The organism is Reinekea sp. G2M2-21 (assembly GCF_015687175.1).
In the GTDB taxonomy this organism is placed as follows: domain Bacteria; phylum Pseudomonadota; class Gammaproteobacteria; order Pseudomonadales; family Natronospirillaceae; genus Reinekea.
In genome coordinates, this window is sequence record NZ_JADPQG010000008.1 from 105,792 (window position 1) to 128,483 (window position 22,692).

Genomic DNA, 22,692 nt, shown 5'->3' on the forward strand with positions numbered 1-22,692 from the left:
GAGCTTGAATTTAAATATGCGTTTTTTGTCACTTTAGAAATGGTTTAGTTTTTTTCTCTCCCAAGGGGGCAGCCCCCTTGCAACGATATATCCAAAATATACTGGTAATCTTTAATTTATCGCTGCAAATACATGGCATGGCTCAGACTGTTTTTTTCTGCCTTGGGGGGGTTCAAGCGAAGCGTCGCACCGAGTAAAACCCCCTGCCACCGACCCAGAAACTTATCTTCATATCCAACTTGCTTCGAGACGCCGTTCGTAGCATACCCCGAGACGTCGGACCGCCCTGTATGCCCTCACTTGCCCGCGCATCCATGCGCGGAACAGCGTCTGCGCTTCGTTGAATCTTTCAGAGTTTCTGGCAGTCGGGAATGTAGGCTCTACTTTCACGATATGTGGCCGCTCAGATTAGGAACAACCTGTGAAACGTGAATTGATTCGCGTGGTCATTTAAAAGGCGGTGAAACAGCGGCATGAGTCACTCTCACGAAAGATAAAACTAACCGCCAAATTCTATTTACCAAGAACAGGTGTAAACAACCGCTCCGTCGCTCTGCATTGGCTGAATTAATTTGCACGTCGCAACAGATTCAAGGGCATGGATGCCCTTGGAAGCGCCGCGCGTGCAGTGGCACAAATAAAATGACTGAAATTGGCCTATCAATTCAAATGTCACCCGACCGCATAGGCAGGACCCAGTTTGTCGATTCTCCATTATTGCTTCCCGTGTCAACGCAAACTCAGCTCCACATATTACACCGGTCCGGTTCGCATAGCTCAAGCGGTGTTCAACTCGGTTTTAATGGCCTGACGGATTTGTACAAAACCTGACGGATTTCAAAATCCGTCAGATATTCCCGGTATTCCGTAAGAATGCGCTGCCCGAAACACTTAGTCTTTTAGTGAGTTCATCATCAGACGGAGCCGATATGACCACTTCAACCTTTATACAGAACCCTCTCGTCAATTCATCAACAGTACCTCAGACCGGAGCGCGGCAACATTATCTGGATTGGTTGCGCAGCCTGGCTATTTTGCTGCTGATTTTCTTCCACACCGGGATGGTTTTTGTACCCTGGGATTTTCACATTAAAAACCCCGAGGTCAGCGAGTTGTTCATCTGGTGGATGAGCCCCCTTAGCGATTTTCGGATGCCAGTCCTGTTTTTTATTGCAGGTGCGGTTACGGTGTTTTCGTTCAAAAAACGCAGCCGCCGCGCGTATGTGAGGGAACGGTTGCAGCGCCTTGGCTGGCCTGTAGTGTTTGCCATTTTTCTGGTGGTACCGCCGCAACTTTGGGTTGAGCGCACGGTACAGGGTGAACAATACGCCTCTGTTGGCGCTTTCTATAAAACAATCTTCGACTTTGTACCCTATCCGCAAGGGAATCTCAGTTGGCATCATCTCTGGTTTGTGGTCTATCTGCTGGTGTACTGCCTGTTGGGTAGCCTTATATTTCAGCGTTCCAATGCTGTGAGCCTTCGCTTGCATGGCTGGATCGAACGGATCAGCGCTCATCTGTGGGCGATACTTCTGTGCGGATTACCGTTAGTGCTGATCGAACTGATACTGAGCCCGATCTTTCCCACCACCCACGCCTTGATTGGCGATTGGGCTACCTTATTGTTCTACGGCACTTTGTTCAGTTACGGCTATTTGTTTATTCAGCAACCCAGGTTCGTCGCCACGATAGAGCGGAATCGGACCCTGCTGTTGAGCCTGGCCCTGATGTTAACCTTAGCGCGGTTTGCGCATCTGCAATTCCCGGAATACGTTCACCCGTACTGGGCCGCAGAACCGGTGTTTACCTGGGTTGCGCTGCTGACGGTCCTTGGTTATGGCAAACGCTACCTGAATCGTCGCACACCTGTGTCGAGGTACCTGAGCCGGTCGAGCTACTGCATTTATATTTTGCATCAAACCTGGATTGTGTTGCTGGCGTTCTGGGTGGTACCGCTGCCGTGGAGTATCGCTTCGAAATTCTGGTTCATGGCATTAGCGACACTTCTGCTGAGTGTGCTCGGCTATGAAGTGCTGAAGCGAGTACCTTATGTTCGGGTTGGGTTTGGCATTACGGAGCGCTCGGCTGCGGTTACAAATCGGCCGCCGCTGGTGACAGCAACAACCGGCTCACAGCTGCCCTAAATAGAATGACAACATGGTGAACACGTTAAACTGCACCGGTGCCACAGCGCTTACTTCGTCAGTCAGGTTTGAGTCGTTCCATTGCAGCGTGCCAGAAACCAAGAGGGTCAACCTCGGGTTGGCCTGGAATACGGCAAAGGCATTCAGCCCGGTGTGCACAAAATTCTCGTTGGTCAGCGGCTGGCTCAGTTCCAGGTCATTCGCTGTAAAACTCGCGTTGTCTTGTTGCAGGTAGCCGGTGCCAATGATCGTGAGGCCAGCATTCTGGTTGATATACAGAGGAAAACCGAGAGACGCTTTCTGGCTGAAATCATCCGCTCGTTCTCCCAAACCCAGCGTGGCTTCGTAACCGACCGGCCCCAGGGTAATGCCTTGCGTTGCGGTCACGCCATTGCTGTAGCTCAGACCACTGTTGAGACCATAGCGGAACCAACCGCTCTGGCCGCCAATGCTGAAACGGCTGCTGGGGTAACCCGCGGTGATCTGCGTTTTCAGGCCGTTTAACGTTTCGGTTTGCCAGCCAATTCCATCGGCACCAATGGACCATTGATCCCAGCGGAAACTGAGATTAGGCAAAAACATCACCTGCTTGTTTTCCAACTGAAATGCCGGAAATACCGGATCGGCCTGTTCCGGGTTCACCACGTCGCTGGAGACGAAGCCACCTCCGATGGTCCAGCCGCGGTTTTGTGCCTGCGCTAACGGGGTGGCCAGAAGCAATAGGGTACTGAAAAGGGCAAAAATGGGTCTCAAAGGTGGCTCCGTCTGAATTATCGACCTGTTTTACGTACAGTAACTCATTCTGGATGAAAAGAAACAGCGGTCGAGCGCTGGTTTCAGACACAAAAACTCAATAGAATCGCCGCCTAATTGAATTGTTTGAAAAAGGTAACAGCATGGGTCGCGCGTATCAGAACCGCAAAGAATCGATGGCCAAAACCTCGGACATGAAAGCCAAGGTTTACAGTAAATACAGTCGTGAAATCTACGTCTGTGCCAAATCCGGCGGTATTGAACCGTCAGGTAACCTGGCACTGGCGTCTTTGCTGGAGCGCGCGAAGAAGGACCAGGTACCAGCGCACGTTATTCAGAAAGCGCTGGATAAAGCCGCCGGTGGCGGTGGTGAAGACTTTGCCGTTGCACGTTACGAAGGCTTTGGACCCGGCAATACCATGGTGATTGTGGAATGCCTGACGGATAATCCGAACCGTACCTACGGTGATGTGCGTACCTGTTTTAACAAAGCCAAGGCGAAAATCGGCGCGCAAGGTGCCGTGAGCCATATGTTCGATCACAGCGCAATTTTCATGTTTGCCGGTGACGACGAAGAAGCCGTTCTGGAAGCGTTAATGGAAGCGGATGTGGATGTGACCGACATCGAAGTGGAAAACGGCAAAGTCACCGTTTTTGCGCCGCACACTGAATACGCCAATACCCGCAATGCGTTGAAAGCCGCCTTCCCGTCGATCGATTTTGAAGTCGATGAAGTGCAGTTTGTCCCGCAGATGATGACCGAAATCAGTGGCGATGACGTAGACATGTTCGATAAATTCCTCGACATGCTCAACTTCCTAGATGACGTGCAAAACGTCTATCACAACGCCGAATACTGAGTTAACGACGGTTGCGCGGTCTTACGTCCGCGCAACTCGCTTGTTTAAGCCCGTTCAATAATAGGGTTCTATCCAATATTCTGCGGTCTGTGTGTTCACTGTAATTTGAATAGACCCCGCCGTGTTGACCTTCAGGTTGTTGCCATTAAGGTCGATGAAGCCATCGGCGTTGTTGTCTCCGAAATTGCGTGACCAGTCGTTATAGACATCAAACTTAAAATCCGTAGATCCATCGAAATACACCAGAATCGACCATGTGTAGTCCGCGATCAGACTCATCGGCGACGACGTCCAGTTTGTGGGTTGACCCCGAAAATACAGTTGTGGATAACGTTGCTTGAACATGCCGAATCCGAAGCTGTCGTTAAAGGCTAACAGCCGATAGCCCTTGCCGTGATAGTCGTCTTGTTCCACGTCATTGCCGGTTTGATATTCCAGAAAATACTCGAAAGGACGATAGTATTCGATGCCAAGTGAGGTTTGCCAAAAGCCGCTCGTGCCATAAAGCCCATTCACCGTGTGGCTGAGAGTCAGTTCCCGTCGTTGCTGTGTTTGCCAATGATCCAATGAATAGACCAAGGTGACCTTATCGTCTGTTGACTGATACCGTGAACGTGCCGACAAGGTGACTTTGTTGTAATACCGGCTCGCGTCATCCACGGCGACCGATTGGTGCCTGAATGCCGTTTGTGTGTTGCCATCGAAGCGATAGTCCTGCTGGTTATTGTTGTCCCAGTAGGTTTGACCGCTCACCTGGTATTTCACCGCAAATCGCAACGACGAGACCGAGCCAGGCAACGGCAACCGAAACGTAAACGCTTCATAATTATCGGCCGTGGGTGCCGTGTAAAACGCTGGGTGGTCAACCCATTCACCAAGTGCATTTTGGTAATGCAACCAGACCTGTTTCACTGGGCCCAGATTCTTAACTTCTATGCTGCCCTCTAATTCGGCGTGGTCAAACCCGTTCTCGTAATACGGCGTGAACTGTGCGTATTGCAAACGGACTTCGTTCGTCGCAAACGACATTGATGCCAGGAAACAGGACAAGACCACGCGGACCGCCGCGGCAAAGCTGAATTTTTTCACCATAACTCTCTCCTAAGTGTTTTGTTTGAGTCACCAACGTCAACGAAACATCGGTGTCGCGAGTGTAAGAGTGTGCCGACATGGCCAAGGTCATGGTTGAGGTCACTTGGGGGAGATGTTTCGTACTTTGGTGCGAGTGGGTTCTTGACGTAAGGGTTAGGTGTGGGTTTTTTGCAATAAAATCTTGTGAAATTAGCGGGTGGTTCGTGATGGTGCTGACCAGAACACACGAGTATCGACTGTCGAAGAAGTCATGCAGAAAGATGTTATCGCCGTGACTTTAGACGATGATCCATTCGACATTGCGCAACGGATGTTACAAGCGAAACCGAAAACGTACCCGGTAGTCGACAGCACCAATAAGGTCATTGGCGTTTTAATGCGGCGACACCTGCTGAACATGTTGGATACCAAACTGTTGGAAATGGGTCGTCGCGAGTTTTGTCATTAAAGGATGGGCAAAGCCCACCCTTCATGCTTGCAGCGCAAATTGGTAGAACGCCGAATCGATTGATTTATCTTCGGCGTATATGTCGTTCGGTAATTTGTCGCTGTGCATGAGATCCACCAGGAAGCGCGCCATTTCCGGACTGATCTTACCTTCGCGAACATCAATCAGGCGCAACAGCTCCTCCGAAGTGACCACTCGCTCACCCAACTCCAGCACCACGGTTTGGTGGTAACCCGACCGGACGGCCTGCGCGGCGATGTTGTACTTGCCTTTCAGCCAGCACAGAAAAGCGTTGCGGTCTCGAATTGGCAACAGCTGGCCAAGCTGCAACATGGTGTATTTGGCGAAGGCGTTCATAAAGGTGCTCGGTACTTATTTCAGATACCGAGCACAGTATTGGAATGTATGGATAGGCTCTATGACACAACCGGTCAAGCGGTGGATAGCTGGGGTCATGTTGTGCATGAGTGTATTTATGCTCAGTACCTTGAATGGCATCACATAGGCAGTGCGAATGGCATCCCAAAAGAGCCAGGCCGCTTGAAATCAAATGAAAGCGCTTACATTACTATGCAGTCAATCACAGTTTTCGAATAGCAGTCTGTTAGATTCCTCTCTGCTTTGTTACTAATTGCGTAACAACGCGCTCGCTAGAAGCTCGTTTTTCGTAGTGGGCTTCGGGAAAGTCAAATTACCGAGGTTCAAAAAGATAATGAAAACAAAAACAATAAAGAAAAAGGTGTCTCATGCCGTCATGGTGTCGATGGGGTTGACTGGTTTTGCCCTGGCAGGCACACCTTTTCAAGGGCAAGTCGCACAGCTGCCAGGCACCGTTCAGGCCGAAAATTTTGATGTAAATGGGTATTACGACACCAGTACACGAAACATTGGTGGGCAGTATCGTGATGAGCAGGTAGACATTGAACGCAGTCAAATCGGCGACTACAACGTGGGCTGGTTCGAACCAGGAGAGTGGTTAACTTACACTGTCAATGTTGCGCACCCGGGGGATTACCTGTTGGATGCCCGTACCGCTTCTCCAAGCGGAGGCCGCATTCAGTTTCAGATCAGCGGAAGTACTTCGTTAACTGCACCTGAGATCACTGTGGGAGACACAGGGGGCTGGCAGAACTGGTCGTCAACCGATCCGGTGAGCATCGCACTGAATGCCGGAAGCCATACAATTCGGGTGACTCAAAGAGCAGGTGCCTATAACCTGGATAGCTTTCGAATTACGCCTACATCGGGCTCAGATAACCCGACCGCATATCCCGGCTATACAGGTGTTTATCCGGGTTTTAGCCTAGTGTTGGATGAACGCTTTAACACATTTAATACATCTGTTTGGGCGAAAGGCGACGGAGCTGTTGGCGCAGAGTCTATGTGCCGCTTTACCGACAATGGTGTCAATGTGGTTGATGGCAATCTGGAACTCACGGTGCGTTCTGAATATGTGCCGGCTTCGTGGTCTCAGGATCACCAATCTTGGAAAGGGGCCTATAGCTTCAGTTGCGGCGAGTTAAGAACGGTTCCTGAAAAGCGTATTCGCTATGGGCGCATAGAAACGCGCATGAGAGCACCCAACCGCAACGTTGCATCAGGCTACATTTCCTCTCTGTTTACGTATCGGAATGAGGGAAATCCACGCGAATGGGAAGAAATTGATATTGAGTTGGAAGGAGGACGACCAGATAAGTTTCAGGCCAACCTCATCTACGGAAATAATGCGCAAGACTGGAATGCGACGCGACAATGGGGGGCATGGGAGCACAAAATTGACGTCGGTGCTGTTGATCAATGGCGCGTGTTTGCCATTGAATGGACACCCGACCAGATTCGGTGGTTTGTCGATGGCAACCTGGTTAAAACGCTTAAGCAAAGTGATATTAATTGTTCGAAAGGGTGTGTTTGGCCGCAGATACACGCGACACCGATTCCTGATGATCTGACCGAACTCATGATGAATTTTTGGATTCCGAACGACAGTATTCAGGATGTTTTTGGTGGAAATAAATGGGCCAATGTTTACCCAATGACCACCCAGTATGATTGGGTGCGGATTTATGAACTTGACAGTCATCCTTTGCAAAATTGGTAAGGGTCGACAAATAACGTGCGCCAGTGATGGCGCACTCCTATCGCTGCAACTCACTAGTCCTAAAGGAAGTAACGTCGTCGCCTATCTTCTTGAACCCTAAAAGCCTTGAGCCTTAAAACTTCGGTCGCGCCGGTTTTCGCGTATAATCGCCACCTTCCATTGTTGCCGGGTTGCTTCCGGCCCTAGAGCCGGAGTCCCGCATGCTCAGAATTACCGAACTTAAACTGCTGATCGATCACCCAGAAGAGGCGCTGCGCCCAGCCATTGTGAAACGCCTTGGCATTAACGATGCCGACCTGCTGAATTTCACGCTGTTCAAACGCAGTTACGATGCCCGTAAGAAATACGCGGAACTCTGTTTTGTGTACACCATCGACGCGGAAGTTCGCGATGAAGCCAGCGTGCTGGCTCGGCTTGGCAAAGACAAACACGTCAACCCCGCACCGGACACCGCCTATCACTTTGTGGCGCAAGCCCCGGAAGACCTTAAAGAACGGCCTTTGGTCGTGGGCTTTGGCCCCTGCGGTATTTTTGCCGCATTGCTGCTGGCGCAGATGGGCTTTAAGCCGATTGTGCTGGAGCGTGGAAAAGAAGTTCGTCAACGCACCAAAGACACCTGGGGATTGTGGCGTAAAGGCGTGCTGAACCCAGAGTCCAATGTGCAGTTTGGCGAGGGTGGTGCCGGAACGTTTTCAGACGGCAAACTGTACAGCCAGATTAAAGACCCGAACTTTCTCGGTCGCAAAGTCATGCATGAATTTGTGAACGCAGGCGCGCCAGAGGAAATTCTCTACGTCAGCAAACCGCACATTGGTACCTTCCGGCTCACCGGCGTGGTGGAAAAAATTAGACATCAGATTATCGAACTCGGCGGGGAAGTGCGCTTTGAGCAACGCCTCACCGACGTCATTATTGAAGACGGAGCACTAAAAGGCGTAGAGCTTGCCAGTGGCGAAAAAATTTACAGCAAGCACGTTATTCTCGCGCTGGGTCACAGCGCACGCGACACCTTCCGCATGTTGCACAAACGAGACGTGTTCATGGAAGCAAAACCGTTTTCCATTGGCTGCCGGATTGAGCATCCGCAATCGGTGATCGACAAAGCCCGGCTCGGGAAATTTGCCGGTCATCCGAAGATCGGCGCGGCGGATTACAAACTGGTGCACCACGCCAAAAACGGCCGCTCGGTTTACAGCTTCTGCATGTGCCCGGGTGGCACCGTGGTCGCTGCGACATCCGAACCCAACCGTGTCGTTACCAACGGTATGAGTCAATATTCACGTAACGAACGCAACGCCAATTCCGGCATCGTGGTCGGCATTACCCCAGAAGTGGATTACCCCGGCAGCCCATTGGCGGGCATTGAATTACAGGAAAAGCTGGAATCGCTGGCGTTTGAAATCGGTGGCCGAGACTACAAAGCGCCCGGTCAGTTGGTGGGCGACTTCATCGCCGGTAAAGCCACCACTGAACTCGGCAGCGTGGAACCGTCTTACAAACCCGGTATTAAGTTGGTTAACCTGGCGGAAGCCTTGCCCGATTTTGTCGTTGAAGCCATGCAGGAAGCGTTGCCAGAATTTGACAAAAAAATTAAAGGCTTTGCCATGAACGATGCCGTACTCACCGGTATTGAAACCCGCACTTCATCGCCATTGCGTATTACCCGTGGTGCAGATTTCCAAAGCTTAAACGTAAAAGGCCTGTACCCCGCCGGAGAAGGCGCCGGTTATGCCGGTGGTATTCTGTCGGCCGGAGTCGATGGCATCCGGGTTGCCGAAGCGGTCGCGTTGGATATTCTGGGAACCCACACAAAGTAACCGAGGTTGTTGTATGGCAGTGGTGTCTGTTGAAAACGCGGAACACTATATTTGGGGTGAGCGCTGCGACGGTTGGCACCTGGTGCGCACACCCACGCTCAGCGTGATTCAGGAACGGGTACCACCGGGGTGTGGTGAAACGCGACACAGGCACCTTAAAGCAGAACAATTCTTTTTTGTTTTGTCTGGTGTGGCGACTCTGGATGTGAACGGGCAGGTACATAATTTACAGCCAGGGCAGGGGCTGCATGTACCCGCCGGTACCGCGCATCAATTAACCAACAACGGGCAACAGGATTTAGTGTTTACCGTGACATCCACACCACCGAGCCATGGTGACCGCGAGGAGCTTGAATAATGACAGCCGGGACGTTGTATTTTTTGATCGGCAAAATGGGCGCCGGTAAATCAACCTACGCCAAACGCTTTGCACAAGACAATGGCACAGTGCTCATTTCCGAAGACGACTGGTTAAGCAAACTGTACCCCGGTGAAATTAACAGCTTTGACGACTTCCTGGTGCGTCATCGCAAACTGTTAACGGTGCTGCGTTCACACGTACCGCAGATACTGGCTGCTGGTGCATCGGTGATTATGGATTTCCCTGCCAACACCCGCAATGCGCGGCAATGGTTCTTGCGTGTTGCAGAATCTGCCAATGCCCCGCATCAAGCAATATATTTGGAACTGTCTGACGATGCCTGCTTGCAACAGGTAGCCAAACGTCGGCAAGAGCAACCGGAACGGTCACAGTTTGATACACCGGAAATGTTTGCAGAAGTCACGCAGTACTTTCAGGCACCGGGTGACGATGAAGGCTTGAATATTGTTGTGGTGAAACCGGGTTTGGATTCGTAGCAGATATTAAATGAAGTGTTGGTTGTGTTGTGGTTAATTTATGGCATCTCGCTACCAAGATAAGGAGTAAGTCCTTTAGCCCGCCGCGCAGCGGATTTAAGCGGGCCAACTTGAAATTACTACTCGTTATGCATGTTGCGCCCGGATATAAATTTTCGGAAGTTTAATGGCTGCTATAGAAAAAACCACCGACCACAAAACCGCCAAAAGAACAGCGACGGGAGAGCTAAAGCGTATTCCGAGCCAGATTCCAAATATAGAAAAAACTGCACTCAATGAAAGTAAAACTACTGCCACCCAAACAAGAACTCTATTCCTTGTTATTGATATCAGAAAAGCTAACCCAACAGCTAAAAAGAAAAACACATATCTAAAAAGATTATCAATTCCATCAAGAATTCCTAATTGAATTAGTGAATATCTAACGAAACCAAAACTATTACTGGCGGCTATAGGTATGGAAAACAAGATTAGTTTATTCATAAATGTCATAACGTTAAGCGCTTGGGATAGGTCACGAGTCCCAGCCCGCGCGTAGCGGTTTTCGGAGGATTAATTCCATCCGCGCCTTGTTAAATTGGTTGTGGCTCTGTAATTAGGAATGACTTTCTTTTAATTACCTTTTGTAGCCACTCGTTTAGATATCCGTGTTTCTCATACTCGTAAAAGCCAAGCCTTCTGTTAGCAAGGTCGAGAGCACAAGCGACAGCAATGGCAGATAGTGAAAGCGAGCTTCTTAAGTAGCTTATGTTTTGGCTAATGTAATCTACGCACCTTAGAGCTCGTTCTTTTTCAACTTTGAGAAGTTCTTCAGATATTAATTCAGGTTTTCTACGTGCTTCTCGTATCCATACGGCAATACTTTCCAAGAAACCGATACAAAACCCCTCGAATGCAATTGCTTTAGGATCTTCATTCTCAGCAGTCAGCCTACAAGAATCTGAAGCAGACTCAAGCATCTTGATAATTATACTAGTATCTGAAAACAGGTCATCACCAATTTGCAGCGCGGGGACTTTTCCTAGAGGACCATAGTTAAGTAACTCGCTCTTAGAATCTCGAACAGTAACAAACTGAATATCTACTTGATCCGACAAACCAAGTTCGTGAATTGCGATGCGAGCCATTCTAGAAAAAGGTGAATTTGGGGTTGCAAATAGCCTCATATTATCCTTGAATTTAACAGGTTGCACACCGGCTGAATTTGACGCCAGTGAAATTGAGTCCAAGACCAGCTTGCGGAGCAAGGATGTCTGGCCTGGGGTTCAAAAACTTATTAGAGAGCATTCAGTATTTCCACAGCAATTTCCTTTGGATTGCGATCATTTATTGGGATTACTCGTGCTCCATTTTTAGAATGCCACTCCTCATGAAATGGGAAGAAGTGTTCCATAAAGTATGACCAAAAGCTTCTGCTTCTCGTGTGATCTGATATCACCCGAGCTTCAATATTGTCGATACTATCACTTAAGTAAAAAGAACGGATTCGGTTATCGGCTATAATTCGCTCAATACTCGAACTCAGTCTCATTCTGCTTTCATCGATTCGATTTAAATAATCAGGATGATGTAACAAGTAGAAGATATATTCAGTTAACCTATTATCGAACAGAGAATATTGACTCCCTTGATTAAGCTCTAATATGTCCCGTTCAAGAAACCGTTCCTGAGTTGCAATGAATTTCTGATACGGACTATCGAAACTTATATTGCTTAAAGGCTCAAGCACCTCATTAACGTTCTCTTCGAGAACAACCCATTGATCCTCAAGACTTACAATCTCTTTGATTATGGTGCTTTTTCCAACACCACTACAACCTAGTATCGATATCATTTTGTTTAACGTCTTTGTGCAGGCGCGAGCGATAGTGTGGCGATAGGCCAACCCGCTAAGCGGGAATAAGGCTGGTTTATGCAATTGTTACTCGTTGTTAGAAACAGCATTAATCTAGCCACCAGTTTAAAGGCTGGTTGTTTGAATCATAGGCATTGCCAAACCACCAAGTAGGCTCGCAGAGTTCAGAACAAGCCATTTTAATAGCTATTTCAATTGGCTCGAAACCACTTTTAAGTGGCATAGTCCACACCCCAACCCTTTCTAAATTGCCATCTCTACGCGCACCAACTGTGCCGAGAATATTGTCTAGAGTGGGTAGTTTTTCAATGATACTAGCGGTATCAGAGATCTTAACGGAAACATTTCCACCATAACTAACAACAGAAAACTTAGTCGTGTCATGCTCCGCAAGTTCAATTACGTCACCAGCTGCGATACCTTCAACAAAACCAGGCGAATGAACAACTCTATAGATATTTTCAGACAAATACTCAACTTCTACAGGTTGAGTATCGCTTTCTGTTCCTTCGATATGAAGATTAATGTGGTGGTTCATAATTGCTTCCAACGCCCACGTTCATTTGCGAAGCTTGCTTTAGTCAAATGCAACGTCTTGTTCTGTTCCACGAGGCTCACTTCAACCATTGAGTAACCTCACCCTGTTTATTCACAATAGTGAATTGTGCAAAACTGCCATTCATTAGAGTTAAGTTCGGGGGTACGTGGCCGATATCGACATCATACATAATGGGTATACTCTTGTTACCCAGGTGTTCTTGAAGAACCTCTAGGTAAGTAAGTGCTGAATCATCGTTAGAGTCAATGGCAAAAGATCGTCCTAAAACTAACCCATCAATCGCTTCGAACACACCCCTAAACTCCATACTGTGTATCGCTCTGACAACATCACAAGGGCTCATTTCGACATTTTCAAGATACAATATCAACCCGTCATCAGGGTACTTTGACTTTAGTTTAGAAAGACTAAGGAAGGGGGTTTCAAATAAGTGAATAAGGGTATCCCAGCATCCTCCGATCAATCTCCCTGTTACAAGCTCGCTCCCTTCTGGTTTATTAAGCCACTTCCATTCAGTGGTCTTATCACCTACCACAGCAGCCAATGGGTCAACGCTTATGTCCGGCCAGCTCCGAGTATGTTTATCTGATGCTCTTTGAGAAAATGATGTACCAACCTTCTGCTCAAGATAATTAAGTGTACTAGCCATCAAAGGGTCAGTATTAGTGTCAATTATATCCATGAGATTTGAGGAGTGAACAGTTACCCACCCCACAACTGAGCTTATAACTGAGGTTACTGTGCTAACATCAGAGAACCCAAATATCCATTTTGGCTTTGAATTTTCTATTTTTTTAAAATTTAGAAGAGGGAGGATTTCGATAGCCAACTCGCCACCCCAAGGAGGAGCAATAGCATCAATACTGTCGTCAGTTAAAAAGCTCATAAGTTCATTTGCGCGTTTTTCCTTTGACGCGCTCACGTGCTTGTGATTTCCTTTTAAGCAATCGCCTATGACAACCTCATAACCTCTTTCAGTGAGTGTTCGTTGAATTTCGATAAACCTTTTTTCCTGTCTATCAGCAATGCCTGAAGAAAACGCCGTAATCGCTATTCGACTACCTTTTTTAAGTGGCTCGGGATATATCACTTTCAGGATGCTCCTTAAAATATTTCTTTTAGAACAGAATGCCCATATTTTGGGGCGAGTTGAGCGCTAGCGAAAACGAGTCCAAAGCCCGCTTGCATAGCAAGTCTTTAGCGGTTTTGAACAACAATTTTTTGTTAAGAGCCTTCGCATGAGTCAGTTTCAGTACCTACCAAGCCCCACTGTGTTTTTGATTTAGTACAGCCTCGGACAATCGTCGTATTTGACTCTATCAAATTAGTAATAGCTTCTAGCTCATTTTGAGATTCGGTCTTCCCAGAAACGTGCACTACATACATTTCGATTAGCATGTCATTTTCAGTCACACTCATGAAAAAGCTAAGATAACCTGTGCGAATGCTACAAAAGGCATTTTCATATAAATCCTTATTGCACCTCTCATATCCCGCATCAGAAAAGAGCTTTTCCAGTTCAATCACTACTATATTTTCGGAATAGAATGACTGAGTAATCACATTGCCGGCATAGCACCCATATAGTAACAATGAGATGAAAATTATAGTGATAGTGTTTTTCATAGCTCTTAACGCCCGCATAAATGGCGAGAAACGTGTTGCGAGTCCAGCGCGTACCGCGAAGCGGTGTCTTTAAACGCGCGATTTTTCATGCGTTTGTTAGGTGAGAGCCAATCTTTAATGTTGATTCTTTGATCCCACCTAATTCATCAAAGCTAAATACAGAATAATGAGCATTCTTGTGATACCCAATGCCTGTTTCCCATGCCTCACTTAAATCTATCTTCATTGCATTAGCAATTAAAGTGCTGATGGTGGCACTATGCGAGACTAGAAGAACGTCTCCTTGTGTTTTTCCATTAAATAACTCACTAAGAAACAATCTTGTTCGTTTGTACACGTCGTTAAGGGATTCTCCCCCAGGAAATGTAAAGCCAAGCGGTTCATTCTTCCAGCGATCCCATGCAGCTCTATATTCTGATTCGAGAACGGAAATCTTTACCCCTTCCCAATCACCACAATCTATCTCTCTCAGATTAGAGTTTGTAGTAAAAACACTTACTCGATCCTGAATCGACCTAACAGTTTCAAGAGTACGCCTAGAGGGACTGGAAATCACAGTACTAATATCAAACTCTCGCAGTAAGTGATCACAAAGCTTATTGGATTGACGAATACCAACTTCAGTCAAAGTAGAGCCTAGGCCTGCACCAGATCCTTGTAATATTTTTTCTTTGTTCTTCTGAGTTTCCGCATGCCTTGCGACTATTACTCTCATTCCTTCACCTAACAGTTTCTTATGCCGCCACTGCGGTTTTTCCGGCGCCGCATATGCAGAATTGTTTTCTGCTCATATTCGGCGGTGTAGCCACTATTGTCAATCTGATTACCCTGAAAAAAAACGCACGAGCGGTTTTTACCGAAATACTCGCGCGCCTGAAACGCCCTGTTCGTGGGGGTTAGTTTAATAAGCGGGGAAATGGTCATTCTGTTTTCGCCTGGGTTTGCCGCGCGTGCATAGATATTCAGGAATTCTCCTGAATATGCGGCGCAAAAGCTTTTATGGCGCGAAAGTGGCTTTCTTGCTAAGTGACTGGGCAAAGGTTACCCATTATTGGGGAGAAGGCGCGAACCTTGGGGTGGTTGCTGGGCTGCCTTCGCTTAATAGATTCATTTGTTGGCCTAAAGGCCAACCTTCATAATCGATGCGTCTCCGGATTGCTCTGAAGTCTACTGGGTAGAAGTATGAATATGTCGGGCTGAAGCCCGACACACACAGATATCGCCTCTCCGCGTTGCTCCGAAGGCTCCTACGTGGTTAGAAGGCACATATGTAATCACGTACCTGTGGAAGCCAGCTTTAGCGGCGACGGATTTGAAAGATTGTCGGGCTAAAGCCCGACTTAAAAAAGAGATTACACCAATCCAAGTCTGGCGAGTGAGGTGGTGTTCATTCGGTTGTAGCCACTGCTGTTAGCGGTATCCGCTTTAGTTATGAGGAAGAAGTCGTCCAGCCAGATTGAGTATTCCAGCAAGCGGTCTTTTATTCGCGTGGCTTCCAGCAGGTGTTTGTCTTTGATCGATAAGCTTCCCTTTGGGTTGTGATGGATGAGGATGAGCCGTGTGGCGTTGGCCTGAATAATGTGGCTGATGAGTAAATTGGTGGTGAGTTCTTTCAGTGAAAATTTACCGGTGAGAATCGGTCTACTTTCTAACAGTACGCTTCGGGTGCTGAGCATGAGCGCGTGTATGGCTTCGTGTTTTAGGTGGATGAAGGTGTTGGCGATGTACAGCTCGGCACGGGCGATGCTGTCCAGAATAACCGGGTTGGGTTTTTCCAGTTCACGTTGATGGGCGTGGGTGAACAGCAGTTCGTCGTCGATGTTGGTGATTTTTTTGTACATGGTTGTCTCGCTTTTCGTTAGTTCGTTTTCTGTTTTTAAAGCATCAGAAACCTTGCCTGCGTGCGCAGGCAAGATGTGCGGCTAAGCAATGTGTTCTGTGTTTTTTACTGCGTGCGTTCAGCGGCTGTTGTTACTTCGGTACTGCTTTAACAGTTGCTGATAACTCACGTATTTCACAGAACACGGCTTAAGCCGCATCGAATTTGGAAAAGCTCCGGTGTACAACGCCAAGGCTATACGAAAACGCCACCAGTGCAGGGCGCGTAAGTACGCGGGGTCGGTTTCTATCTGTGGGTTTCGGTGCCGGTTGGCGTGTGTGGAGGTTGCTGTTGTTTTAACAGCGGTTTCACAAGCTTTTTTCACTTCAACAGGGTGTTGAAGGTCGCTGTTTTGTGCGCTTAGTTTTTCTTGTGAGTGGAAATTTTCTTGGAACGAGCGGTGCTCTAGCTTAGAATCCTGCTTAGCCATAATTGATACCTGTTATATCGGTTGTGGTTAGCTGCCCTTGAGTGTGTCCGCACTTGAGGGTAGCGCTTAGTTTTCGCTACTTTCTTTCCGTTATTTGCCTCCTGAATTTTCTTAAAAACCAAACTGTATAAAACACTGGGTGAGGATTGAACACAATTTATTTTTTGTGTGAGGTGAGGTTATTGTGATGGATGTCTAAAAAAATTAGATTTGTTCATTGCCGGCAGCAATGAGGAGATGGGATTTTTTTCGCCAGAGCAGTGGTCTTGGGCTTTCTTCGTTTTGTCGAGTTTGAATTTTAATTTTCGGTTTTTTTTATCATTCAAGATATGGTTTAGTTAGTTTTCTCTCTCCCAAGGGGGCAGCCCCCTTGCACCCCCGTTTGTCGCCCGCTTTGGTTCTCTTCCATAACTAACACATCGCTCGAACGGTCGCTTGAGCGTGCGCCGACAAGTCGGCGATCCCTGCACGCGCGGCGCTTCCAAGGGCATCCCTGCCCTTGAATCCGTTGCGACGTGTCAGCTATGTCAGCCAAAGCAGATGCGACGGAACAGCTATTTACGCCAATGTCGACAATGGCTATCGATTAGCTAGTTATATAAAGGTGTGACAGAAATTGACCTGGAAATATCTATCAAGAAGGTAACTCATGCGGCCGTTTCACCGCCTTTCAAACGACCACGCGGAGCAATTTACGTTTCACAGGTTGGTCAAGCAGGGATGCTTGAACAAGTGAGCTGGAAATGGCGGTCCGACGTTTCGGTGGCCGTCGTGAACGACCTGTCGAAGACGAAATTGAGAAGTGTGATCAGTCGTTTGTGGCGGCGGCTGGGATTGTTAAGGGCCGAGCCCGAATCGTCGGACCGGTTCGGCCCTTGACGGCGAAAATTTTCCAGTGATACCAAATGACCGAATGATGCAAAAACTTCAGGGCGCAAAAAGAATTCAGCTTTCAAAGATCCTCTTGGAAAGAAAAAACTGAACTATTTCCCAGCACAAACACCAAAAACAACGTCCAAAAAAATATCACGACCGCTCTCGTGCCTCGGTTGTTCGCTCCTACACAAAACTTAAACAACATCTCGAATCGGGATGCCGTACCATTCACATCTCACACTGCTGTTTGCAGCCGGGTTTGGTCTACACTGCCGGAATCTCAACAATGCAAAAGTGAGGCATCGCTATGGCGGGTAATGTAAAAACCTGTCTGTGGTTTGACGGTAATGGGTTAGAGGCGGCGCGTTTTTATACGGGGTTGATTCCCAATTCCAGAATCATCAGTGACGTGCAAACAGAACAGCCGTTGACGGTGGATTTTGAGTTAGACGGTGTGCCGTACCAGGTGTTGAATGGTTGGCCACAATTTAAGTTCAATGAGGCGGTGTCGATTGTGTTGTATACGGATGATCAGGCGGAAACCGATAAGTACTGGTATGCGCTGATTGCCGATGGTGGTGAGGAAAGTCAGTGCGGTTGGTTGAAAGATAAGTTCGGTTTATCCTGGCAGATTGTTCCGCGTGTGTTGTTTCACTATTTGGGCAACCCAGATCGAGCCGGTGCAGAGCGGGCGATGCAGGCGATGTTGAAAATGAGACGATTGGTGATTGCCCAATTGGATGACGCTTTTCATAATCAGTAGTCTCAGCTTTTTATTGCTACATACTCGGAGGTATTTATGGCCGTCACTGTGATTGAGTTGTCGGTGGAAGATCGCGAACAATGGGCTGCGTTATACCGTGGGTATGCGGAGTTTTATCAGGTGCCGATGAACGAGGATATTTTAAACACGGTGTGGTCGTGGATCTTCGATGCGCAGCAGCCATTTTATGCGTTGGTGGCGAAAGACGGGGCCGGTCATTGCTTGGGCTTGATGCATTGTCGGGCGATGCCGTCGCCTTTGCGCGGTAAAATGGTCGGCTTTCTGGATGACCTGTTTGTGTCGCCTCAGGCGCGGGGGCAGGGTGTTGTCGATGCGCTGTTTAAAGCGCTGAAATCATTTGCCGCAGATCAGGGGTGGCCTTTGGTCCGCTGGATTACCGCTGAAAACAATTACCGGGCACGCGCGGTGTACGACAAAATAGCCGATAAAACCCATTGGCAAACCTACCAGATGACCATCGAGTGATTTAACCCCGGTAGCCGCCCAGCCTAGCCCAGCCCGACCAGGCTCTAATCTCAGCGTATGTCGTCAGCGTTCCAGTACGCGGAAGGCATCATCGGTCATGAGTTTGGTGTGGTACATGCGCAATTGGTTGGTTGCGTAAAGTTCGGCGATGTCGGCTTTGCTGAAAAACCGGAGGTTCGCAATTTCGTCCGTTAATTGCGGCGCCAACGGTTGGTCGGCCGGGTATTTTTCCAACCAGACATGACGCAGCACCAAGTCGCCATCGTCAAAACAGCCCACATAGGTGTTCAGGTAGTGCGTCAGGTGAATCGTCAGCCCCGTTTCTTCTTTGATTTCGCGCGTGGCCGTATCGGCTGGAAACTCTCCGCTTTCCATAGAGCCCGATGGAATGTGCCACAGCCCTTTTTTGGAACCTTGCCGTTCCTGTACCAAGAGTAATTCGCCCGCGTCGTTGTAAATAACCGCGCCGGCGGCACGAGCGGTAACGTCTATGTGGTGTTTTTGGTTGTACTGCATGGGTTGCCTTGTTCAGTAAAGAGGTTAGTTGTTGAGCGTTGTGTGCCCGAATTTTTCCTGCATGAATTCGACAAAGCACTTTACCTTTGTCGACAGGTGTTTGCGATGCGGGTACATCAGGTAAAGGCCAAACGTCAGTGTGCTGTACGCAGGCAATAGGGCGATGAGTTCTCCAGAACGCAGATCATCGGCCACAACGTGCTGCGTGATCAGCCCAATGCCGCCACCCGATTTAACCATGTTGGCAATGGCCACGGGGCTGTCTGCGCTGACGTGGGATTGAATGTCGATGTTATGTGTTTTGCCTTGTGAATCGCGTAACGGCCAGACACGGCCGAGCTTAAAGTTCCGGTCGACAATACAGAGGTGTCGGCTTAAATCCGCGGGTATTTCGGGTTTGCCCTGTTTCTGCAGGTACTCGGGTGAGGCGCAAACGACAAGAGGGATGTCGTAAATGTGGCGGGCAATTAAGGTGGTGTCCGGTACGGAACCGATTTTGATGCGAACGTCGATGCCTTCTTCAATCATGTCCACGGCCCGGTTGTTCAGCACCAGCTCTATTTGCAAATCGGGGTAGCGTTGGCAGAATTCTGGCACGATGCTCGCCAGTTGTCGGTCGCCGAAAGACACCGGTGCGCTGATGCGCAACACACCGCGTGGGTTTACCTGTTCACCAACCACGTCATCGACCATGGCCTGATAACTTTCGAGTAGCTGCTGCGCTTGCACGTAATAGCGGTTTCCGGCTTCCGTGAGCGATATTTTGCGCGTGGTGCGGTTAAACAAACGAATGCCGAGAGTCTCTTCCACTTCACCGATGTATTTGCTGACCAACGCTTTCGAGCTGTTCAGTCGTTCGCTTGCCGCCGTAAAACTGCCCGTTTCGACCACCGCGATAACGGTTTTTAATCCGTCCAATGTATCCATGTATTGTTCGCATTATGTTGACAATTAAACAACATTAGGGCGATTTATCCGGCTATTGTCAACACGGATAATGGCAGTTCAGTTGAACAACCCAACATTCCCAAGAAAAGGATCGTGTATGAACACCATTAAACTGTATCGATTTGCGTTATCGGGCCACTCGCACCGCGTGCAACTCATGTTGTCGTTGTTAGGGTTGGAGGCGGAGCTGATTAACATTAATTTGGCCGCGGGCGAGCATAAAACAGCGGCGTTTCTGGCTAAGAATCCTGCGGGGCAGGTGCCGGTGATCGAGGACGGTGAGGTTACCCTGGCCGACTCGAACGCGATTCTGGTGTATTTATCAAGTGTTTATGACGCTGCGCGAACCTGGTACCCGACCGACGTTTTGTTGCAGTCCCGTATTCAGGGTTTTCTGTCGTTAGCGGCCGGTAAACTGGCTTTTGGTGCTGCTGCAGCGCGGGTCGTTAATGTGTTTGGCGCTCAAGCGGACAAAGCCAAAGCGCAAGAGCTTGCTCATGGGTTACTGCGTTTTCTGGAGCCGCAATTGGCTACAGTACATTGGCTGGTTAGCGAGCACCCGACCATTGCCGATGTCGCCATGTACACCTATGTGGCGCATGCGCCGGAAGGCGATATAGCGTTGGAAGACTACCCCCATGTGAGTGCATGGTTGTTGCGTGTTGAAAAATTGCCGGGTTTTGTCGCCATGCAGAAAACGCCGGTTGGTCTGTTGGCCAAACACGCCTGAATCGAGGTCGCTATGTCTGATGCAATTTCCAAGTCTGCCCATGCATCGCCTTTTCACCGGGGCGAACAGTGGGTTCAAGCTCGATTGGGTGTGCGGGAAAAAATGGAATCGATTGGCGCTCGGTTTATACGTGATTACCTGCCGGAACAACATCAAGTCTTTTATCGCGAGCTTCCTTATGTGTTTGTGGGTCATGTGGACGACGCGGGCCAGCCTTGGGCGTCGGTATTGGCAAAACCAAATGGTTTGATCACCATAAGCGATGAAAAACACCTCACCGTTGCCGCCAAACCACTCAGCGCAGACCCGTTAGCTCACATTCAAACGGGGCAAAAAGTGGGTGTGCTGGGCATCGATTTAAGCAACAAACGGCGTAATCGCCTCACCGCGACCGTGGCTGAACATTCGTCGGCGGGTATGACGCTGGCCATTGAGCAAACCTTTGGCAATTGCCCTCAGTACATTCACCCGCGTCCGGGGTTGCCCTTAAGCGAGACAGCTGTTGCGCAAGATGGGTCGTTGCCGTCACAGCAAACTTTCGATGCCGACATGCAGGCGCTGATTCGTTACGCCGATACGTTTTTCGTGGCCAGTTATTACGAAGACGACGAACAACCCGCCAACAAGAGCAACGGCGCGGACGTCTCTCACCGGGGTGGCAACCCGGGGTTTGTGCGCATCGACAGCGATCAACAGCTGACGATTCCGGATTATCGGGGGAATCAGATGTTCAGTACGCTGGGCAATATTCATCAAACCGGAAAAGCCGGATTGTTGTTTATTGATTTTGAAAATGGCGATGTGCTGAGCATGACAGGCCGAGCAAGCATTCTCTGGCAGGCGCCGGATGTTGCTCAGTTTGCGGGTGCGCAACGCCTTTGGCAATTTCGCTTAACCGAAGCGCGATGGTTGAAGAGAGCCGTGTAAGTTTCAGATGGGGCATCTCTGAATATTTGCCATTTCAGCCCCGCCTTTCGGGGCCTTCAGATCGATGACTGAGCCATGTTGTGTGTTTTAAAAAGGACTCTCCATTCCCTGTAACACACGCCTCACTCATCCTTCGATCTGATAGGACTGAGGTGATTTGAATTTAGCGTCAGTGGCGTTCCGTAGTTCCACGGGCATTTTCTGGGGGCTGTTTTGCGTACAGTGGTAAAAAAGCGCCTTGCTCATATCGTTGCCTTTATTTTTCTGATCAGTAATTTTTTAACTGGTAGATTCCGGAATTTATTCTAAGCTGAGAAGGCACACCAAAAAGCAGTATTGGAGAAGTGCTCATGTTGCGTTTAATGACTACATTGGCTGTTGTCTTTGCGTTGGCCACATCAGCCTATGCGAGAGAATATAGAGTTTCTACCAGCGATACTACCGAGCAGTTTTTTCCTCAAATTATTGAAGCTGTTGCTGAGGCCTATGCTAATGCAGGCCACACTATGGTGAAAACCAAGCTGCCCGGCGAGCGAGCGATTGCTATGTTGAAAGCCGGAGAGCTCGATGGTGATTTAATGCGTTTGGCAAACTTCCGGGATATTGTTCCTGAAGCCATACCGGTGCAAGTGCCCTTGGCGACATTACCTATGGTTGCCATCGTGAAGAGTGACTCAGCATTTAATACGAAAGCAGATCTGGTCGGCAAACGTATGTCGTCCACGAAGGGTATTCAGGTTCATGTCTTACTTGGGCAACAGATGCAGGCCACGGTGTCTGAGCAGTCCAGCTTAGATGCTTCCGCGAAAATGATTGCTGGCGGGCGTGCCGATTTTTTGCCCGCAACTCGTGAGATCGCACAGCAACTGATCGATGCCGGTATGCCGTTGCGAATTATCGATGAGCCATTACTTGAAATACCCTTTTTCACCTGGCTTACCCCGGCCAATGCCGACTTAGTACCGGTTTTGGAAGCGGAACTGAAGAAACTGAAAGCAGCAGGCCGATTCTGAATGAATAGGGTGGC

At 48.7% G+C, this 22,692-nt stretch carries 27 protein-coding genes; 14 read left to right on the top strand and 13 right to left on the bottom strand.

The annotated features are described in order from the left end of the window. The first annotated feature begins 929 nt into the window (after nucleotides 1-929). Nucleotides 930-2,144 carry an acyltransferase family protein gene (locus tag IYN85_RS21910; RefSeq protein ID WP_196161099.1) on the top strand — a complete coding sequence of 405 codons (1,215 nt, stop codon included), beginning with the start codon at nucleotides 930-932 and terminating at the stop codon, nucleotides 2,142-2,144. Here the strand turns inward: IYN85_RS21910 and IYN85_RS21915 are convergent. Continuing rightward, nucleotides 2,130-2,897, bottom strand: coding sequence for a hypothetical protein (locus IYN85_RS21915; RefSeq protein WP_196161100.1), 768 nt, complete (start codon nucleotides 2,895-2,897; stop codon nucleotides 2,130-2,132). The genes IYN85_RS21910 and IYN85_RS21915 overlap by 15 nt on opposite strands. A 143-nt stretch (nucleotides 2,898-3,040) precedes the next feature. Here IYN85_RS21915 and IYN85_RS21920 point away from each other — a divergent pair, with 143 nt between their 5' ends. Continuing rightward, nucleotides 3,041-3,757: a YebC/PmpR family DNA-binding transcriptional regulator gene (locus tag IYN85_RS21920; RefSeq protein WP_196161101.1), complete on the top strand. Its 717-nt coding sequence runs from the start codon at nucleotides 3,041-3,043 to the stop codon at nucleotides 3,755-3,757. 54 nt (nucleotides 3,758-3,811) lie between these two features. Here IYN85_RS21920 and IYN85_RS21925 read toward each other — a convergent pair whose 3' ends face one another. Next, the gene (locus IYN85_RS21925; protein WP_196161102.1) at nucleotides 3,812-4,849 is read right to left on the bottom strand and encodes a carbohydrate-binding protein; all 1,038 of its coding nucleotides are present in this window, start codon (nucleotides 4,847-4,849) and stop codon (nucleotides 3,812-3,814) included. Nucleotides 4,850-5,045: 196 nt separating this feature from the next. On the opposite strand from IYN85_RS21925, the gene IYN85_RS21930 reads away from it, so the two are divergent. After that, nucleotides 5,046-5,297: a CBS domain-containing protein gene (locus IYN85_RS21930; protein ID WP_370592237.1), complete on the top strand. Its 252-nt coding sequence runs from the start codon at nucleotides 5,046-5,048 to the stop codon at nucleotides 5,295-5,297. Nucleotides 5,298-5,318: 21 nt separating this feature from the next. Here the strand turns inward: IYN85_RS21930 and IYN85_RS21935 are convergent, their stop codons facing one another. Next, nucleotides 5,319-5,654 carry a hypothetical protein gene (locus tag IYN85_RS21935; protein ID WP_196161103.1) on the bottom strand — a complete coding sequence of 112 codons (336 nt, stop codon included), beginning with the start codon at nucleotides 5,652-5,654 and terminating at the stop codon, nucleotides 5,319-5,321. Between the two features lie 355 nt (nucleotides 5,655-6,009). Here IYN85_RS21935 and IYN85_RS21940 point away from each other — a divergent pair, with 355 nt between their 5' ends. The 5 genes from IYN85_RS21940 (at nucleotide 6,010) to IYN85_RS21960 (ending at nucleotide 10,479) form a co-directional block, all read left to right on the top strand. After that, nucleotides 6,010-7,395, top strand: coding sequence for a family 16 glycosylhydrolase (locus tag IYN85_RS21940; protein WP_230390905.1), 1,386 nt, complete (start codon nucleotides 6,010-6,012; stop codon nucleotides 7,393-7,395). A 200-nt stretch (nucleotides 7,396-7,595) separates the two neighbouring features. Beyond that, the gene (locus IYN85_RS21945) at nucleotides 7,596-9,212 is read left to right on the top strand and encodes an NAD(P)/FAD-dependent oxidoreductase (protein WP_196161104.1); all 1,617 of its coding nucleotides are present in this window, start codon (nucleotides 7,596-7,598) and stop codon (nucleotides 9,210-9,212) included. Between the two features lie 13 nt (nucleotides 9,213-9,225). Then, nucleotides 9,226-9,570, top strand: a complete 345-nt coding sequence (locus IYN85_RS21950; RefSeq protein WP_196161105.1) for a cupin domain-containing protein — start codon at nucleotides 9,226-9,228, stop codon at nucleotides 9,568-9,570. Further along, nucleotides 9,570-10,070 carry an ATP-binding protein gene (locus tag IYN85_RS21955; protein WP_230390906.1) on the top strand — a complete coding sequence of 167 codons (501 nt, stop codon included), beginning with the start codon at nucleotides 9,570-9,572 and terminating at the stop codon, nucleotides 10,068-10,070. Before IYN85_RS21950 ends, IYN85_RS21955 begins: the two co-directional genes overlap by 1 nt. A 166-nt stretch (nucleotides 10,071-10,236) precedes the next feature. Then, the gene (locus IYN85_RS21960) at nucleotides 10,237-10,479 is read left to right on the top strand and encodes a hypothetical protein (protein WP_196161106.1); all 243 of its coding nucleotides are present in this window, start codon (nucleotides 10,237-10,239) and stop codon (nucleotides 10,477-10,479) included. A 163-nt stretch (nucleotides 10,480-10,642) separates the two neighbouring features. Here IYN85_RS21960 and IYN85_RS21965 read toward each other — a convergent pair whose 3' ends face one another. The 8 genes from IYN85_RS21965 to IYN85_RS22000 form a co-directional block, all read right to left on the bottom strand. Continuing rightward, complete coding sequence (locus IYN85_RS21965) at nucleotides 10,643-11,299, bottom strand: glutathione S-transferase family protein (protein WP_196161107.1); 657 nt, start codon at nucleotides 11,297-11,299, stop codon at nucleotides 10,643-10,645. 47 nt (nucleotides 11,300-11,346) lie between these two features. Next, nucleotides 11,347-11,988, bottom strand: a complete 642-nt coding sequence (locus tag IYN85_RS21970; RefSeq protein WP_196161108.1) for an AAA family ATPase — start codon at nucleotides 11,986-11,988, stop codon at nucleotides 11,347-11,349. 25 nt (nucleotides 11,989-12,013) lie between these two features. Next, the gene (locus IYN85_RS21975; RefSeq protein ID WP_196161109.1) at nucleotides 12,014-12,463 is read right to left on the bottom strand and encodes a DUF4265 domain-containing protein; all 450 of its coding nucleotides are present in this window, start codon (nucleotides 12,461-12,463) and stop codon (nucleotides 12,014-12,016) included. 76 nt (nucleotides 12,464-12,539) lie between these two features. Continuing rightward, entirely contained in the window at nucleotides 12,540-13,574 is a 1,035-nt protein-coding gene (locus IYN85_RS21980; RefSeq protein ID WP_196161110.1) for a S66 peptidase family protein, read from the bottom strand. A 134-nt stretch (nucleotides 13,575-13,708) separates the two neighbouring features. Continuing rightward, nucleotides 13,709-14,110, bottom strand: a complete 402-nt coding sequence (locus tag IYN85_RS21985; RefSeq protein WP_196161111.1) for a hypothetical protein — start codon at nucleotides 14,108-14,110, stop codon at nucleotides 13,709-13,711. Between the two features lie 85 nt (nucleotides 14,111-14,195). After that, nucleotides 14,196-14,825, bottom strand: coding sequence for a histidine phosphatase family protein (locus IYN85_RS21990; RefSeq protein ID WP_196161112.1), 630 nt, complete (start codon nucleotides 14,823-14,825; stop codon nucleotides 14,196-14,198). A gap of 637 nt (nucleotides 14,826-15,462) precedes the next feature. Further along, nucleotides 15,463-15,951: a JAB domain-containing protein gene (locus IYN85_RS21995; protein ID WP_196161113.1), complete on the bottom strand. Its 489-nt coding sequence runs from the start codon at nucleotides 15,949-15,951 to the stop codon at nucleotides 15,463-15,465. A 117-nt stretch (nucleotides 15,952-16,068) separates the two neighbouring features. Then, nucleotides 16,069-16,419 carry a hypothetical protein gene (locus IYN85_RS22000; RefSeq protein WP_196161114.1) on the bottom strand — a complete coding sequence of 117 codons (351 nt, stop codon included), beginning with the start codon at nucleotides 16,417-16,419 and terminating at the stop codon, nucleotides 16,069-16,071. Nucleotides 16,420-17,162: 743 nt separating this feature from the next. Here IYN85_RS22000 and IYN85_RS22005 point away from each other — a divergent pair. From IYN85_RS22005 to IYN85_RS22015, 3 genes are all read left to right on the top strand, one after another. Next, nucleotides 17,163-17,318, top strand: a complete 156-nt coding sequence (locus tag IYN85_RS22005) for a hypothetical protein (RefSeq protein WP_196158681.1) — start codon at nucleotides 17,163-17,165, stop codon at nucleotides 17,316-17,318. Nucleotides 17,319-17,602: 284 nt separating this feature from the next. Further along, on the top strand, nucleotides 17,603-18,058 hold the full coding sequence (locus IYN85_RS22010) for a VOC family protein (protein ID WP_196161115.1): 456 nt from the start codon (nucleotides 17,603-17,605) through the stop codon (nucleotides 18,056-18,058). 36 nt (nucleotides 18,059-18,094) lie between these two features. Beyond that, nucleotides 18,095-18,544: a GNAT family N-acetyltransferase gene (locus IYN85_RS22015; protein WP_196161116.1), complete on the top strand. Its 450-nt coding sequence runs from the start codon at nucleotides 18,095-18,097 to the stop codon at nucleotides 18,542-18,544. A gap of 63 nt (nucleotides 18,545-18,607) precedes the next feature. Here the strand turns inward: IYN85_RS22015 and IYN85_RS22020 are convergent, their stop codons facing one another. Both IYN85_RS22020 and IYN85_RS22025 read right to left on the bottom strand, forming a co-directional pair. Then, complete coding sequence (locus IYN85_RS22020) at nucleotides 18,608-19,060, bottom strand: NUDIX domain-containing protein (RefSeq protein ID WP_196161117.1); 453 nt, start codon at nucleotides 19,058-19,060, stop codon at nucleotides 18,608-18,610. Between the two features lie 24 nt (nucleotides 19,061-19,084). Beyond that, nucleotides 19,085-19,987 (bottom strand): LysR family transcriptional regulator, encoded by a 903-nt coding sequence (locus IYN85_RS22025; RefSeq protein WP_196161118.1) that lies wholly within the window; start codon nucleotides 19,985-19,987, stop codon nucleotides 19,085-19,087. Between the two features lie 118 nt (nucleotides 19,988-20,105). Between IYN85_RS22025 and IYN85_RS22030 the strand changes: the two genes are divergently transcribed. The 3 genes from IYN85_RS22030 to IYN85_RS22040 all read left to right on the top strand — a co-directional run bounded on the left by IYN85_RS22030 (nucleotide 20,106) and on the right by IYN85_RS22040 (nucleotide 22,678). Next, nucleotides 20,106-20,738 (top strand): glutathione S-transferase family protein, encoded by a 633-nt coding sequence (locus tag IYN85_RS22030; RefSeq protein WP_196161119.1) that lies wholly within the window; start codon nucleotides 20,106-20,108, stop codon nucleotides 20,736-20,738. Nucleotides 20,739-20,750: 12 nt separating this feature from the next. Then, the gene (locus tag IYN85_RS22035; RefSeq protein ID WP_196161120.1) at nucleotides 20,751-21,665 is read left to right on the top strand and encodes a pyridoxamine 5'-phosphate oxidase family protein; all 915 of its coding nucleotides are present in this window, start codon (nucleotides 20,751-20,753) and stop codon (nucleotides 21,663-21,665) included. Between the two features lie 350 nt (nucleotides 21,666-22,015). After that, nucleotides 22,016-22,678 (top strand): ABC transporter substrate-binding protein, encoded by a 663-nt coding sequence (locus IYN85_RS22040; protein ID WP_196161121.1) that lies wholly within the window; start codon nucleotides 22,016-22,018, stop codon nucleotides 22,676-22,678. Nucleotides 22,679-22,692 lie beyond the last annotated feature (14 nt).

Bases quoted from the DNA above. Each gene is read 5' to 3' on its own strand.
- IYN85_RS21925 (WP_196161102.1), bottom strand. From the start codon at position 4,849: ATGGTGAAAAAATTCAGCTTTGCCGCGGCGGTCCGCGTGGTCTTGTCC.
- IYN85_RS21940 (WP_230390905.1), top strand. From the start codon at position 6,010: ATGAAAACAAAAACAATAAAGAAAAAGGTGTCTCATGCCGTCATGGTG.
- IYN85_RS21955 (WP_230390906.1), top strand. From the start codon at position 9,570: ATGACAGCCGGGACGTTGTATTTTTTGATCGGCAAAATGGGCGCCGGT.
- IYN85_RS22025 (WP_196161118.1), bottom strand. From the start codon at position 19,987: ATGGATACATTGGACGGATTAAAAACCGTTATCGCGGTGGTCGAAACG.
- IYN85_RS22010 (WP_196161115.1), top strand. From the start codon at position 17,603: ATGGCGGGTAATGTAAAAACCTGTCTGTGGTTTGACGGTAATGGGTTA.
- IYN85_RS21950 (WP_196161105.1), top strand. From the start codon at position 9,226: ATGGCAGTGGTGTCTGTTGAAAACGCGGAACACTATATTTGGGGTGAG.
- IYN85_RS21945 (WP_196161104.1), top strand. From the start codon at position 7,596: ATGCTCAGAATTACCGAACTTAAACTGCTGATCGATCACCCAGAAGAG.
- IYN85_RS22020 (WP_196161117.1), bottom strand. From the start codon at position 19,060: ATGCAGTACAACCAAAAACACCACATAGACGTTACCGCTCGTGCCGCC.
- IYN85_RS21920 (WP_196161101.1), top strand. From the start codon at position 3,041: ATGGGTCGCGCGTATCAGAACCGCAAAGAATCGATGGCCAAAACCTCG.
- IYN85_RS22000 (WP_196161114.1), bottom strand. From the start codon at position 16,419: ATGGCTAAGCAGGATTCTAAGCTAGAGCACCGCTCGTTCCAAGAAAAT.
- IYN85_RS21975 (WP_196161109.1), bottom strand. From the start codon at position 12,463: ATGAACCACCACATTAATCTTCATATCGAAGGAACAGAAAGCGATACT.
- IYN85_RS22015 (WP_196161116.1), top strand. From the start codon at position 18,095: ATGGCCGTCACTGTGATTGAGTTGTCGGTGGAAGATCGCGAACAATGG.
- IYN85_RS21985 (WP_196161111.1), bottom strand. From the start codon at position 14,110: ATGAAAAACACTATCACTATAATTTTCATCTCATTGTTACTATATGGG.
- IYN85_RS22005 (WP_196158681.1), top strand. From the start codon at position 17,163: ATGGCGGTCCGACGTTTCGGTGGCCGTCGTGAACGACCTGTCGAAGAC.
- IYN85_RS22040 (WP_196161121.1), top strand. From the start codon at position 22,016: ATGTTGCGTTTAATGACTACATTGGCTGTTGTCTTTGCGTTGGCCACA.
- IYN85_RS21910 (WP_196161099.1), top strand. From the start codon at position 930: ATGACCACTTCAACCTTTATACAGAACCCTCTCGTCAATTCATCAACA.
- IYN85_RS22035 (WP_196161120.1), top strand. From the start codon at position 20,751: ATGTCTGATGCAATTTCCAAGTCTGCCCATGCATCGCCTTTTCACCGG.
- IYN85_RS21960 (WP_196161106.1), top strand. From the start codon at position 10,237: ATGGCTGCTATAGAAAAAACCACCGACCACAAAACCGCCAAAAGAACA.
- IYN85_RS21935 (WP_196161103.1), bottom strand. From the start codon at position 5,654: ATGAACGCCTTCGCCAAATACACCATGTTGCAGCTTGGCCAGCTGTTG.
- IYN85_RS21990 (WP_196161112.1), bottom strand. From the start codon at position 14,825: ATGAGAGTAATAGTCGCAAGGCATGCGGAAACTCAGAAGAACAAAGAA.
- IYN85_RS21995 (WP_196161113.1), bottom strand. From the start codon at position 15,951: ATGTACAAAAAAATCACCAACATCGACGACGAACTGCTGTTCACCCAC.
- IYN85_RS22030 (WP_196161119.1), top strand. From the start codon at position 20,106: ATGAACACCATTAAACTGTATCGATTTGCGTTATCGGGCCACTCGCAC.